Annotated in this window: 10 protein-coding genes and 1 pseudogene; 8 read left to right on the plus strand and 3 right to left on the minus strand. The window is 70.8% G+C overall.

Going from position 1 to position 13,468, the window contains the following annotated elements; all coding sequences use genetic code 11:
• The first annotated feature begins 39 nt into the window (after positions 1-39).
• The 3 genes from ACQCO7_RS10200 (at position 40) to ACQCO7_RS10210 (ending at position 2,920) form a co-directional block, all read left to right on the plus strand.
• Positions 40-963 carry an ABC transporter ATP-binding protein gene (locus ACQCO7_RS10200; RefSeq protein ID WP_464071516.1) on the plus strand — a complete coding sequence of 308 codons (924 nt, stop codon included), beginning with the start codon at positions 40-42 and terminating at the stop codon, positions 961-963.
• Positions 960-1,730 carry an ABC transporter permease gene (locus ACQCO7_RS10205; RefSeq protein ID WP_464071517.1) on the plus strand — a complete coding sequence of 257 codons (771 nt, stop codon included), beginning with the start codon at positions 960-962 and terminating at the stop codon, positions 1,728-1,730. The genes ACQCO7_RS10200 and ACQCO7_RS10205 overlap by 4 nt, the downstream gene beginning before the upstream one ends.
• A 176-nt stretch (positions 1,731-1,906) precedes the next feature.
• A complete protein-coding gene (locus tag ACQCO7_RS10210) occupies positions 1,907-2,920 on the plus strand; it encodes a COX15/CtaA family protein (RefSeq protein ID WP_464071518.1) in 1,014 nt (337 codons plus the stop codon).
• A gap of 120 nt (positions 2,921-3,040) precedes the next feature.
• Here the strand turns inward: ACQCO7_RS10210 and ACQCO7_RS10215 are convergent, their stop codons facing one another.
• The 3 genes from ACQCO7_RS10215 to ACQCO7_RS10225 form a co-directional block, all read right to left on the minus strand.
• Positions 3,041-4,099 carry an amidohydrolase gene (locus tag ACQCO7_RS10215; protein ID WP_464071519.1) on the minus strand — a complete coding sequence of 353 codons (1,059 nt, stop codon included), beginning with the start codon at positions 4,097-4,099 and terminating at the stop codon, positions 3,041-3,043.
• A 140-nt stretch (positions 4,100-4,239) separates the two neighbouring features.
• Positions 4,240-4,557, minus strand: a complete 318-nt coding sequence (locus ACQCO7_RS10220; RefSeq protein ID WP_464071520.1) for a hypothetical protein — start codon at positions 4,555-4,557, stop codon at positions 4,240-4,242.
• 44 nt (positions 4,558-4,601) lie between these two features.
• Positions 4,602-5,555, minus strand: a complete 954-nt coding sequence (locus ACQCO7_RS10225) for a heme o synthase (RefSeq protein ID WP_464071521.1) — start codon at positions 5,553-5,555, stop codon at positions 4,602-4,604.
• 389 nt (positions 5,556-5,944) lie between these two features.
• Between ACQCO7_RS10225 and tkt the strand changes: the two genes are divergently transcribed.
• From tkt to pgl, 5 genes and pseudogenes are all read left to right on the plus strand, one after another.
• Positions 5,945-8,032 (plus strand): transketolase, encoded by a 2,088-nt coding sequence (gene tkt, locus ACQCO7_RS10230; RefSeq protein WP_464071522.1) that lies wholly within the window; start codon positions 5,945-5,947, stop codon positions 8,030-8,032.
• A 40-nt stretch (positions 8,033-8,072) separates the two neighbouring features.
• On the plus strand, positions 8,073-9,191 hold the full coding sequence (gene tal / locus ACQCO7_RS10235) for a transaldolase (protein ID WP_464071523.1): 1,119 nt from the start codon (positions 8,073-8,075) through the stop codon (positions 9,189-9,191).
• Between the two features lie 6 nt (positions 9,192-9,197).
• Entirely contained in the window at positions 9,198-10,721 is a 1,524-nt protein-coding gene (zwf, locus tag ACQCO7_RS10240) for a glucose-6-phosphate dehydrogenase (protein ID WP_464071524.1), read from the plus strand.
• Positions 10,718-11,698: pseudogene (gene opcA / locus ACQCO7_RS10245) on the plus strand (glucose-6-phosphate dehydrogenase assembly protein OpcA); the annotation flags it as partial. The gene zwf and the pseudogene opcA, both read left to right, overlap by 4 nt.
• 608 nt (positions 11,699-12,306) lie before the next feature.
• Entirely contained in the window at positions 12,307-13,080 is a 774-nt protein-coding gene (gene pgl / locus ACQCO7_RS10250; RefSeq protein WP_464071525.1) for a 6-phosphogluconolactonase, read from the plus strand.
• Positions 13,081-13,468 lie beyond the last annotated feature (388 nt).

A 13,468-nucleotide genomic window follows, 5' to 3' on the forward strand; every position in this document is an offset into this window, starting at 1 on the left:
CCGCCCGAACCCCGTCCCGGCTCCCTAGACTCGTCTCTCATGCGAAGTGAGCCTGTCGTCCAGGTCCGGGCCCTGGTCAAGCGGTACGGCACCAAGACCGCGGTGGACGGCCTCGATCTGGTGGCCCTGGGCGGTGTCACCGCCGTGCTGGGGCCCAACGGCGCGGGGAAGACGACGACGATCGAGGTGTGCGAGGGGTACCGGCGGGCGGACGGCGGGACGGTGCGCGTGCTGGGGCTCGACCCCGTCGCCCGGGCCGCCGAGCTGAAGCCCCGGATCGGCGTGATGCTGCAATCGGGGGGCGTGTACTCCGGTGCGCGCGCCGACGAGATGCTCCGGCACATGGCGAAACTCCACGCCCACCCCCTCGACGTGGACGCGCTCATCGACCGGCTCGGCCTCGGCAGCTGCGGCCGGACCACCTACCGCCGCCTCTCCGGCGGCCAGCAACAGCGCCTCGCGCTCGCCATGGCCGTCGTCGGCCGCCCGGAACTCGTCTTCCTCGACGAGCCCACCGCCGGACTCGACCCCCAGGCCCGCCACGCCACCTGGGACCTCGTACGGGACCTGCGCGACGACGGCGTCTGCGTCATCCTCACGACGCACCACATGGACGAGGCCGAGCAGCTAGCCGACGACGTCGCGATCATCGACGCCGGGAAGGTCATCGCGCAGGGCTCCCCGGAGACCCTGTGCAAGGGCGGCGCCGAGAACACCCTCCGCTTCACCGGCCGCCCCGGCCTGGACGTCGGCTCCCTGCTGAAGGCCCTCCCCACGGACTCCGCCGCCGCCGAACTCACGCCCGGCTCCTACCGGATCACCGGCACGATCGACCCCCAACTCCTCGCGACGGTAACCTCCTGGTGCGCACAGCACGGCGTGATGCCGGACCGCATCTCGGTCGAACGCCACACGCTGGAGGACGTCTTCCTGGAACTGACCGGCAAGGAGCTGCGCGCATGACGGCAACGGGCGCCTACACCCCCCGCCCCGGGCCCGCCCCCCTCCCCCGCATGATCGCGGCGCAGGCGGCCCTGGAGACGAAGATGCTCCTGCGCAACGGCGAGCAGCTCCTCCTCACGGTCATCATCCCCACCCTCCTCCTGGTCCTCTTCAGCTCGGTGGACATCGTCGACACGGGCAGGGGCAAGTCGATCGACTTCCTGACCCCCGGCATCCTGGCCCTCTCGGTCATGTCCACAGCCTTCACAGGCCAGGCCATCGCCACAGGCTTCGAACGCAGATACGGAGTCCTGAAGCGCCTGGCGTCGTCCCCCCTCCCCCGCTGGGCGCTGATGACGGCCAAAACGGCATCGGTGCTGGTGACGGAGGCCCTCCAGGTAGCCCTGGTGACGGCGATCGCCTTGACCCTGGGCTGGTCCCCCCAGGGCAACCCGCTGACGGTCTTCCTGCTCCTCCTCCTGGGCACGGCAGCGTTCTCGGGCCTGGGCCTGTTGATGGCAGGCACGCTGAAGGCGGAAGCAACACTGGCAGCGGCCAACCTGGTCTTCCTGCTCCTCCTGGTAGGCGGCGGCGTCATCGTCCCGATGGACAAATACCCGCCGGCCGCCCAGGACGTCTTGTCCCTCCTCCCCATCTCAGCCCTCTCGGACGGCCTCCGAGACGTCCTCCAACACGGAGCGGGAGTCCCGTGGGCGAACCTGGGCATCCTGGCGGCATGGTCGGTAGCGGCCCTGGCGGCAGCGGGCCGCTTCTTCCGCTGGGAGTAACCACAGCGAGCCCGCGCCCACTCACCCAGCTCACGTAGCTGCGGGCACCCGTGCCGCTAGGGGCGGCACGGGTGGGCGCAGCGGCACCCCGCCAGCGCGGGCAAGCACCAATGCCCCTACCCCAGCCACCCCCATACCGGCCCCCTCGTGAACGCATGCACAAGCCCCCGCCTACGATGGACCCCGTGCCGAACCTGACCCCCGCCGACGCCGCAGCCGCCCTGCGCAACCCCCTCGCCTACATCGCGGCCCGCTGGACCCCAACCCCCCGAACGGTCCAGCGCGCAGCCCTCGCCGCGCTCGTCATGTCCGTCGTCATCGTGGTCACCGGCGGCGCGGTCAGACTCACCGGCTCCGGCCTCGGCTGCCCGACCTGGCCGAAGTGCACCGACACCTCCCTCACGGCGACCAGCGAAATGGGCCTGCACGGAGCGATCGAGTTCGGCAACCGCATGCTGACGTACGTCCTGTGCGCGGCGGTCGGCTGGGCCATCATCGCGGCGAGGTCGGAGAAGCCGTACCGCAGGTCCCTCACCCGCCTCGGCTGGGCCCAGTTCTGGGTGGTCATGGGCAACGCGGTGCTGGGCGGCATCGTCGTACTCGTCGGCCTCAACCCGTACACGGTGGCGGCCCACTTCCTCCTCTCGTCGGCACTGATCGCGGTGGCGACGGTGATGTGGCAGCGCACGAGGGAGGGCGACGAGGCCCCCCGCCCGGTGGTGGGCAAGGCGGTCCAGCAACTCGTCTGGTCCCTGGTCGTCGCCTCGGCGCTGCTGATCGCGATCGGCACGATCGTCACCGGCGCGGGCCCCCACGCGGGCGACTCCAGCGAGGTGGACCGCATCCCGATCGACTGGGAGACGATCGCGAAGCTGCACGCGGTACTGGCCTGGATCGTCGTGACGCTGACGTTCGCCCTGTGGTTCGTCCTGAAGGCGGTGGACGCCCCGAAGCCCCCCCTGCACAGGACCCGGGAACTGTTCCTGATCCTGCTGGCGCAGGGGGGGCTGGGGTATATCCAATACTTCACCAACCTGCCCGAGGTGTTGGTCGGGGCGCACATGTTCGGGTCTACGGTGACGTGGATCTGGGTGCTGCGGGTGCTGTTGTCGCTGCGGGAACGACCTGCTGACGAACCGACCGTCTCGGCCCCCGCCGCTGCCGGCAGGTTCGAGCCGGCTCCGAGCTGACAAACGGCGTATGCCGCACGGCGCGGGGACAAAACTCGCGCAAGGCACGGTGGGTTATGTCCAGTACGGACCACCCCCGCAGGCGGCATACGCCATAGGCGCCAACGAGCCGCCCGTGCGTTAGTCACCCACCCCGTACACCCGCCGAGCGTTCCCGGAAGCCAGCATCCCCGCCACCCGCTGCGCATCCCCCAACAGCCAGGCCCCCTCGGCCACCCACCCCCCGAACACCCGCGCCACCGCCTCCTGGAACAGCCGCGCGGCGACGAGGTGCAGCTCCGGCAGCGCGCGGGCCCCGCTGGAGTAGAGGACCTTGCCGAACGGGGCGAGTTCCAGGGTCTCCGCGAGGACGGTGGCCGCGCGGGCGCCCGTGTGCAGGAACGCCGTCCCGCAGTCGACGTACACGTGGGGATACGCCGCCGCGAGGTGGGCGGCCTCCCGGTGCCGGGGATACGCGTGCAGCAGGATCAGATCCGTCCCCAGCCCCGACGTCGCACGGATGAGGTCCACCGGCAGCACCGGCCCCACCCGCAGTTGCAGCGGGCGCCCCGAGGCGAGGGCGATCCACAGCAGGTGGCGCAGGAGGACGGGGTCCCGGACCGCGTCCCCGGCGCGTCGGCCCGCGAGCCAGCGGCCGGCCGCGCCCCGCACCTCCCCGGCGTCGGGAGGCTCCGGCGCGACGACGTGTCCCGCCGCGGCGAAGGCGACCGCGTTCGCGGCGGCGCCGTGCATGGACTCCGCGAGGTTGGAGAGGAACCCCTCGACCGTCCCGGACGTGTCCGCGACCTGCTGCGCGAGGAGTTCGAGGCGGACGATCTCGCGCGCGTCGGCGTCGGCGGTCGCGGCGAGTTCACGGGGCTGCGTGAGGTCGTCCGGCACCCCGGTGTCGACGAGGAACGTCGTCACCCCCGACCCCCGCAGCAGCCGCCGCCCCGCCTCCAGCACCCCCAGCTCACGCCGCCTGGCCAGGTAACGCGCGGGCGGGCAGTGGGGTTCCAGGTCCAGCGCGGGCGGACACCAGCGGCGTACGGCGAAGCCGGTCTGCGTGTCGAAGAGGGTGGTACCGGAGGCGGGCGGCCCGTCCGTACCCGCGAGCCGCGCCTCGAACGTCCCCAGACCCAGCTCGGTCCGCAGAACGCCGTGACAGTACTGGTCCACCAGGGACGGCGTCTCGATCATCCGGTCTCCCTGTGGGTGGCGTCGCCTTACAGGGGTTAACGGGAGAGGCGTACGTCAGGTCGCGGTTGACGCGGGGAGCACCCGAAAAAGACCGCGCGCCCCGGGAAGCGCCCCCGACCGCCGGAAAGCCTCAGCCGGCCTCAGCCGCCGAGCTGGATGCCGGCCATCCGCTTCCACTCGTACGGCCCGGTCTCCACCTTCGCCGCGAACTCCCCGTCGAACTCCTCGTGACGGGTGATCCCGGCCTTCTCGACGGCGGCCACGGCGACGTCGTACGAGGGGGCGACCACGTCACCCCACCCGCCGTCCGCGCCCACGAGGACGATCCGCGCCCCGCGCTGCCCGATGTACGCGACCTGTCCCTCCGCACCGCCGTGCGCCTTCGCGAACGCGCCGATGCGCTTGGCGAGCTTCGCCGCCGTACGGTCCTGCCGGTCCTGCGTCTTCGTGTCTGCCATACCCGGATGCTACCGGCGGGTAGGAAACACCGGCAAGGAACGGATCAGTGGAGGAAGGGGTCCACGGCGACGGCGACGAACAGCAGGGAGACATAGGTGATCGACCAGTGGAACAGCCGCATCTCCTTGAGCTTGGCGCCCTCGACCTCGGCCTTGGCCCGGTTCTGGAGGGCGTGCGCCTCCCACAGCCACCAGCCGCCCGCGGCGAGCGCGACGACCGTGTAGAACCAGCCGGTGTAGCCGAGCGGCGTCAGCAGCAGGGAGACGGCGACCATCACCCAGCTGTAGATGACGATCTGCTTGGCGACGACCTTGTTGGAGGCGACGACCGGCAGCATCGGCACACCGACGCGCGCGTAGTCGTCCTTGACCTTCATGGACAGCGGCCAGTAGTGCGGCGGCGTCCAGAAGAAGATGACGAGGAAGAGGATGACCGGCGCCCACGCGAGCGAGTCGGTGACGGCGGTCCAGCCGATGAGGACCGGCATACAGCCCGCGATACCGCCCCAGATGATGTTCTGGGAGGTACGTCGTTTGAGGATCATCGTGTAGACGACGACGTAGAAGAGGAGCGCCCCGAGGGCGAGCCACGCGGACAGCCAGTTGACGGCGAGCCCGAACAGCAGCGTCGAGCCGACCGCGAGCGCGATCCCGAAGGCGAGGCACTCGCGCGGCGAGACCATGCCGGTGACCAGCGGACGCTGCGAGGTGCGGTCCATGAGCGCGTCGATGTCGCGGTCGATGTACATGTTGAGCGCGTTCGCGCCGCCCGCGGACAGGTAGCCGGCGAAGCAGGTGATGAGCACGAGCCCGAGGTCGGGAACCCCCTGCTGCGCCAGGAACATCACCGGAACGGTGGTGATGAGGAGCAGCTCGATGATCCTCGGCTTCGTCAGCGCCACGAACGCCTTGACACGGGCCCCGAACGGCCGCTGCACCGGGCTCTGGTTCGCACCCGTAACCCCTACTGGACGGGATTCGACGGCCGTCACGCACACCCCTGAAAGAGATATCCCAGCAAGCCTCCCCGTGTGAAGTCCCGGTAAAGGCTCGCGCGTACCACGCCACTGTAGACGTTGCCCATACCTCGGCCTTCGCGGGGGTACCCCGTGTTGGAAGGGCCACCGGGAGGGGGGACAGAACGGGCGCGCGACGGCTCGTTTGAGTGCTCGGATGACGCGCTCCGTATTCAGATGCCGAGCCCCGGGAACCCGGTCGACAGGCGGATCCCGAAGACTCCCGGCAGTCTGGACGGACGGGAGAAACCGCACGTACTTACGGGGGTAGGCTCGACAACGGCCGGTGGGCCCCCGTACACCGGCAGCCGGTGGGCGCGTTGCCCGAGCAGCCGGTGAACCGAACATGTGGAGAGGAGCCCTGACCCAGGGTGAGCACCAAGCCGACCACCACAGACCTCGACTGGACCGAGTTGGACCAGCGGGCCGTCGACACCGCCCGCGTCCTGGCCGCCGATGCCGTACAGAAGGTCGGGAACGGCCATCCGGGTACGGCGATGAGCCTCGCGCCGGCCGCGTACACCCTCTTCCAGAAGGTGATGCGGCACGACCCCGCCGACGCCGACTGGGTCGGGCGCGACCGCTTCGTGCTGTCCGCCGGCCACTCGTCCCTCACTCTCTACACCCAGCTGTACCTGGCCGGCTTCGGCCTGGAGCTGGACGACCTGAAGGCGTTCCGGACGTGGGGCTCGAAGACCCCGGGCCACCCGGAGTACGGCCACACCACCGGTGTCGAGACGACGACGGGCCCGCTCGGCCAGGGTGTCGCGAACGCGGTGGGCATGGCGATGGCCGCCCGCTACGAGCGCGGCCTGTTCGACCCCGAGGCCCCGGCGGGCGAGTCCCCCTTCGACCACTTCGTGTACGCCATCGCCGGTGACGGCTGCCTCCAGGAGGGCATCTCCGCCGAGGCCTCCTCCCTCGCGGGCCACCAGAAGCTCGGCAACCTGGTCCTGCTGTGGGACGACAACCACATCTCGATCGAGGGCGACACCGAGACGGCCGTCTCCGAGGACACCGTCAAGCGGTACGAGGCGTACGGCTGGCACGTCCAGCGCGTCGCCCCGAAGCCGGACGGCGACCTGGACCCGCACGCGATCTACAACGCGATCGAGGCCGCGAAGAAGGTGACGGACAAGCCGTCGTTCATCGCGATGCGCTCGATCATCGCCTGGCCCGCCCCGACCGCGCAGAACACCGAGGCCGCGCACGGCTCGGCGCTCGGCGACGACGAGGTGGCGGCCACCAAGCGCGTACTGGGCTTCGACCCGGCGCTGACCTTCGAGGTCTCCGACGAGGTCATCACGCACACGCGCGGCGCCCTGGAGCGCGGCGCGCAGGCGAAGGCCGACTGGGAGAAGTCGTTCCAGCTGTGGCGCGACGACAACCCGGAGCGCGCCGCCGAGTTCGACCGGATCAACGCGGGCGAGCTGCCCGCGGGCTGGGAGGAGAAGCTCCCGGTCTTCGAGGCGGGCAAGGGTGTCGCGACGCGTGCCGCGTCCGGCAAGGTCCTCCAGGCGCTCGGCGCGGTCATCCCGGAGCTGTGGGGCGGCTCGGCCGACCTCGCGGGCTCCAACAACACGACGATCGACGCGTCGTCCTCCTTCCTCCCGGCGGACAACCCGCTCACCGAGGCGGACCCGTACGGCCGCACGATCCACTTCGGCATCCGCGAGCACTCGATGGCCGCCGAGATGAACGGCATCGCGCTGCACGGCAACACCCGCATCTACGGCGGCACGTTCCTCGTGTTCTCCGACTACATGCGCAACGCCGTGCGGCTGTCCGCGCTGATGCACCTGCCGGTGACGTACGTGTGGACGCACGACTCGATCGGCCTCGGCGAGGACGGCCCGACCCACCAGCCGGTCGAGCACGTCGCCGCGCTGCGCGCGATCCCGGGCCTGAACGTGGTCCGCCCGGCCGACGCCAACGAGACAGCCATCGCCTGGCGCGAGATCCTGCGCCGCGGCAAGCGCGAGTACGGCGTCTCCGCGCCGCACGGCCTGGCGCTGACCCGGCAGGGCGTGCCGACGTACGAGCCCAACGAGGGCACGGTCAAGGGCGGTTACGTCCACACCGAGGCGTCCACGGGCACCCCCGAGGTCATCCTGATCGCGACCGGCTCCGAGGTCCATGTGGCCGTCGCCGCGCGGGAGCTGCTGGAGGCCGAGGGCACGCCGACGCGCGTGGTCTCGATGCCGTCGGTGGAGTGGTTCGAGGAGCAGACCCCCGAGTACCGCGCCGAGGTGCTGCCCGCCTCGGTGAAGGCGCGTGTCTCCGTCGAGGCCGGGATCGGTCTCACGTGGCACAAGTACGTCGGTGACGCGGGCCGCATCGTTTCCCTGGAGCACTTCGGCGCTTCGGCCGACGGCAAGGTCCTCTTCGAGGAGTACGGCTTCACTGCCGAGAACGTGGCCGCGAAGGCGCGGGAATCCGTCGCCGCCGCCCAGCGCTGACGCCCATAAGACACCCCACGTACGTAGGAGATGTAATTCCATGACAGACGCACTGAAGCGCCTCTCCGAGGAGGGCGTCGCGATCTGGCTGGACGACCTGTCGCGCAAGCGGATCACGTCCGGCAACCTCGCCGAGCTGATCGACCAGCAGCACGTCGTGGGCGTCACCACCAACCCGTCGATCTTCCAGAAGGCGATCTCGTCCGGCGACGGCTACGAGCAGCAGGTCACCGACCTCGCCGCCCGCAAGGTCACTGTCGACGAGGCGATCCGCATGATCACGACGGCGGACGTCCGTGACGCCGCCGACATCCTGCGCCCCGTCTTCGACGCGTCCGGCGGCCAGGACGGCCGGGTCTCCATCGAGGTCGACCCGCGCCTCGCGCACGAGACGGCGCCGACGGTCGCCGAGGCCAAGCAGCTCGCGTGGCTGGTGGACCGCCCGAACACGCTGATCAAGATCCCGGCGACCAAGGCGGGCCTCCCGGCGATCACCGAGGTGATCGGCAACGGCATCAGCGTCAACGTCACGCTGATCTTCTCCCTCGCCCGGTACCGCGAGGTCATGGACGCCTACCTGGCCGGCCTGGAGAAGGCCAAGGCCAAGGGCATCGACCTGGCGGGCATCCACTCGGTCGCCTCCTTCTTCGTGTCCCGCGTGGACACCGAGATCGACAAGCGCCTGACCGCGCTGGGCACGGACGAGGCCCTCGCCCTCAAGGGCAAGGCGGCGCTCGCCAACGCGCGGCTCGCCTACCAGGCGTACGAGGAGGTCTTCTCGTCCGACCGCTGGGCGGCCCTGGAGAAGGCGGGCGCGAACAAGCAGCGTCCGCTGTGGGCGTCGACCGGCGTGAAGGACCCGGCGTACAAGGACACCCTGTACGTCGACGACCTGGTCGCGCCGAACACCGTCAACACCATGCCGGAGGCCACCCTGCTGGCCACGGAGGACCACGGCCAGATCACCGGCAACACCATCGCGGGCACGTACGAGCAGGCTCGCGCCGAGCTCGACGCGGTGGAGAAGCTCGGGATCTCGTACGACGACGTGGTCCAGCTCCTTGAGGACGAGGGCGTCCAGAAGTTCGAGGAGTCCTGGAACGACCTGCTCAAGTCGACCGAGGCGGAACTTGAGCGCCTCGCTCCTTCGGAGGGCTGATTTCACTTGTCGAGCAGCAATCCGCTGCGTGACCCGGCAGACCGGCGGCTCCCGCGCATCGCGGGGCCGTCGGGCCTTGTCATCTTCGGTGTCACGGGCGATTTGTCACGTAAAAAGCTGATGCCCGCCGTGTACGACCTCGCCAACCGTGGCCTGCTTCCGCCGGGTTTCTCCCTGGTCGGGTTCGCGCGCCGGGAGTGGGAGCACGAGGACTTCGCGGCCGAGGTCCACGACGCCGTCAAGGAGCACGCGCGCACGCCGTTCCGGGAGGAGGTCTGGCAGCAGCTCATCCAGGGGATGCGCTTCGTCCAGGGCACCTTCGACGACGACGAGGCGTTCGAGCGGCTGCGCGCCACCATCGATGAGCTGGACAAGGCACAGGGCACGGGCGGCAACTTCGCCTTCTACCTGTCCGTGCCGCCGGGCGCCTTCCCGGTGGTCATCCAGCAGCTCAAGAAGCACGGCCTCGCCGATCAGTCGCGCGGCTCGTGGCGGCGCGCCGTCATCGAGAAGCCGTTCGGGCACGACCTGAAGTCGGCCGAGGAGCTGAACGCGACGGTCGAGGACGTCTTCGCGCCCGACCAGGTCTTCCGCATCGACCACTACCTCGGCAAGGAGACCGTCCAGAACATCCTGGCGCTCCGGTTCGCCAACACGATGTTCGAGCCGATCTGGAACCGGTCCTTCGTGGACCACATCCAGATCACGATGGCCGAGGACATCGGCATCGGCGGCCGGGCCGGTTACTACGACGGCATCGGCGCGGCGCGCGACGTCATCCAGAACCACCTCCTCCAGCTGATGGCCCTCACCGCGATGGAGGAGCCCGCCTCCTTCGACGCGGACGCGCTCGCCGCCGAGAAGACCAAGGTCCTCGGCGCGGTCAAGCTCCCCAAGGACCTCGGCCGCGACACCGTCCGCGCGCAGTACGCGGCCGGCTGGCAGGGCGGCGAGAAGGTCATCGGCTACCTCGAAGAGGACGGCATCGACAAGGCGTCGAAGACCGACACGTACGCCGCGATCAAGGTCGAGGTCGACAACCGCCGCTGGGCGGGCGTGCCGTTCTACCTGCGCACCGGCAAGCGGCTCGGCCGCCGTGTCACCGAGATCGCGGTCGTCTTCCAGCGCGCCCCGCACTCCCCCTTCGACACGGCGGCCACCGAGGAACTCGGCTCCAACGCGATCGTCATCCGCGTCCAGCCGGACGAGGGCGTGACGGTCCGCTTCGGCTCCAAGGTGCCGGGTACGTCGATGGAGATCCGGGACGTGTCCATGGACTTCGCGTACGGCGAGTCCTTCACGGAGTCGTCCCCCGAGGCGTACGAGCGGCTGATCCTGGACGTCCTGCTCGGCGACTCGAACCTCTTCCCGCGCACCGAGGAGGTCGAGCTGTCCTGGCGCATCCTCGACCCGATCGAGGAGTACTGGGACACCCACGGCAAGCCGGCCCAGTACGCGGCGGGCACCTGGGGCCCCGACGAGGCGGACGAGATGCTCGCCCGCGAGGGACGGAGCTGGCGCCGGCCATGAAGATCGACCTCACGGACACCACCGCCGGCAAGATAAACAAGGCCCTGATCAAGGGCCGCCGCGAGATCGGCACCCCGGCCGTCGGCATGGTCCTCACCCTGGTCCTCGTCACCGACGAGGAGAACGCGTACGACGCCCTGAAGGCGGCCGGCGACGCGTCCCGCGAGCACCCCTCGCGCACGCTCGTCGTCATCCGCCGCGTCTCCCGCTCGCCGCGCGACCGCACGCAGTCGCGCATCGACGCGGAGATCCTGCTCGGCGCGGACGCCGGGACCGGCGAGACCGTCGTCCTGCGGCTGCACGGCGAGGTCTCCGACCACGCCCAGTCCGTCGTCCTGCCGCTGCTGCTGCCGGACGCGCCGGTCGTCGTCTGGTGGCCGGTCACCGCGCCCGCCGACCCGGCGAACGACCCGCTCGGCGCGCTCGCGCAACGCCGGGTCACCGATGCGTACGCCGCCGAGCAGCCGGTCCGCGAGCTGACCGCCCGCGCGAAGTCGTACGCCCCCGGCGACACGGACCTCTCCTGGACCCGCATCACGCCCTGGCGCTCGATGCTGGCCGCGGCTCTCGACCAGGTCACCTGCGAGGTGACGGCCGTCGAGGTCGAGGGAGAGGAGTTCAACCCGAGCTGCGAGCTGCTGGCGATGTGGCTGGCGGACCGTCTCGACGTCCCGGTCCGGCGCACGCTCTCGGCGGGCCCCGGCCTGACCGCCGTCCGCCTGTCGACGGACATGGGGCCCATCGCCCTCGACCGTACCGACGGTTCGGTGGCGACCCTGTCGATCCAGGGCCAGCCTGACCGCGCGGTCGCCCTGAAGCGCCGGGACACGGTCGACCTGATCGCGGAGGAACTGCGGCGGCTGGATCCGGACGACACGTACGCGTCCGCGCTGCGGTTCGGGGTGGAGCGGCTCAACTCGTCGGTGTCGAGGGCGTTTCCGGCGCCGGTGACGCGGGCGGCGGGTGGGGGGACGGCTGCGGGGTCGGTTGCGACTCTGACGCCGGAGACGGACTCGGGCGGGGCTCCGGCTTCGATGCCGGGTCCGGCCTCGGGCAGGGCCTCGACGCCGGGTTCGGTCGTGGCTTCCGGCTCGGGAGCGGTGCCGGGCTCGACGCCGGGTTCCCCCTCGGGCTCGACGCCGGGCTCGGGGTCGGCCTCGGGCAAGGCTTCGGCTTCGACGCCGGGTTCCGTCGTGGCTTCCGGCTCGGCGCCGGGCGCCGCCTCGGGTTCGGCTGCGGTTCCTGCCTCGGGCGCCGCCTCGGGCTCGGCCTTGACGCCAGGCTCGGCTTCGACGCCGGGTTCCCCCTCGGGCTCGGCTGCGGTTCCTGCCTCGGGTTCGGTGCCGGGTTCGGCTTCGCGTTCCGTGCCGGCTGCCTCTTCTCCTCCCGCCTCGGCCCTCGCCGATCCCGTCGCCATCCCTAAGACCGACTCCTCCGTCGAGGGAGCGCGAAAAAGTGGTGCTGCCGGAGCAGGTGAACCCGCAGGAGGGGGAGCCGGAGGAACTCCCCCCGCTCCCCCGGCGGCTGCGCAAGCTCCCGTACTACCGGCCGAAGCGCCGCAGCCGGTGAGGAAGGCCATCTCCCCATGACCGCACCCCAGTTGGTCGTCCACCGCGACAAGGAGCTGATGGCGCAGGCCGCCGCGGCCCGGCTCATCACGCGGATCGTCGACGCGCAGTCCTCGAAGGGCAGCGCGTCGATCGTCCTCACGGGTGGCCGCAACGGCAACGGCCTGCTCGCGGCGCTCGCGACAGCGCCCGCGCGCGACGCCGTCGACTGGTCGCGTCTCGACCTGTGGTGGGGCGACGAACGCTTCCTCCCCGAGGGCGACCCCGACCGCAACGTCACCCAGGCCCGCGAGGCCCTCCTCGACTCCGTCCCCCTCGACCCGAAGCGCGTGCACGCGATGCCCGCGTCGGACGGCGAGTACGGGACGGACGTGGAGGCGGCGGCGGAGGCGTACGCGGAGGAACTGGCGAGGTCGGCCGACCACGGCGACGTCCCGACGTTCGACGTCCTGATGCTGGGCGTGGGACCGGACACGCACGTGGCGTCCCTCTTCCCCGAACTCCCCGCGGTCCGCGAGGAGACCCGCACGGTGGTGGGCGTCCGAGGCGCCCCGAAACCCCCGCCCACGCGAGTCACCCTCACCCTCCCCGCGATCCGGGCGGCCAAGGAGGTCTGGCTCCTCGCGGCGGGCGAGGACAAGGCCCAGGCCGCCGCGATCGCCCTCTCGGGCGCAGGCGAGATCCAGGCCCCGGCGGCAGGCGCCCGCGGCCTCGCCCGCACACTCTGGCTCCTGGACCGAGCGGCGGCATCCCACCTCCCGCGCGCGCTGTACCCGCCGGCAACGGCGTAACCACAAAGGCTGCGGGCCCCGTCTGTCACAGACGGGGCCCGCAGCCTTTTGTACCCACCGCAGCCTTTTGTACCCACCGCAGCCTTCGTGCTCACCGCACCCGAACACTCACCACATCAGAGGTCCGCCACCGCACAGGATGCCGATCCTTGGGCCCCTTCAGCCCATACGCGACAGCCCGAAACTCCAGCCCCCCACGCCGCACCCCCTTCACCTGCACAGCAACCCGCCCCTCAGGCCCACCCCGCCGGACCACACCCCCACACCCCACCTGCCGCCAGGCCGCTTTCCCACTCCGCTCCTGAAGACATATCCGCAGATACTGAGCGGCATCGTCGTCCCCATGAGCACTGACCTTGAAGACCTTCCCCACGCCGACCGCCCGGGG

The organism is Streptomyces saintjeani, assembly GCF_055409605.1.

What these genes read in the sequence shown, in the direction of transcription:
- pgl (WP_464071525.1), top strand. Translation starts at nt 12,307, where the DNA reads ATGACCGCACCCCAGTTGGTCGTCCACCGCGACAAGGAGCTGATGGCG.
- ACQCO7_RS10220 (WP_464071520.1), bottom strand. Translation starts at nt 4,557, where the DNA reads ATGGCAGACACGAAGACGCAGGACCGGCAGGACCGTACGGCGGCGAAG.
- ACQCO7_RS10210 (WP_464071518.1), top strand. Translation starts at nt 1,907, where the DNA reads ATGGACCCCGTGCCGAACCTGACCCCCGCCGACGCCGCAGCCGCCCTG.
- tal (WP_464071523.1), top strand. Translation starts at nt 8,073, where the DNA reads ATGACAGACGCACTGAAGCGCCTCTCCGAGGAGGGCGTCGCGATCTGG.
- ACQCO7_RS10205 (WP_464071517.1), top strand. Translation starts at nt 960, where the DNA reads ATGACGGCAACGGGCGCCTACACCCCCCGCCCCGGGCCCGCCCCCCTC.
- ACQCO7_RS10200 (WP_464071516.1), top strand. Translation starts at nt 40, where the DNA reads ATGCGAAGTGAGCCTGTCGTCCAGGTCCGGGCCCTGGTCAAGCGGTAC.
- ACQCO7_RS10215 (WP_464071519.1), bottom strand. Translation starts at nt 4,099, where the DNA reads ATGATCGAGACGCCGTCCCTGGTGGACCAGTACTGTCACGGCGTTCTG.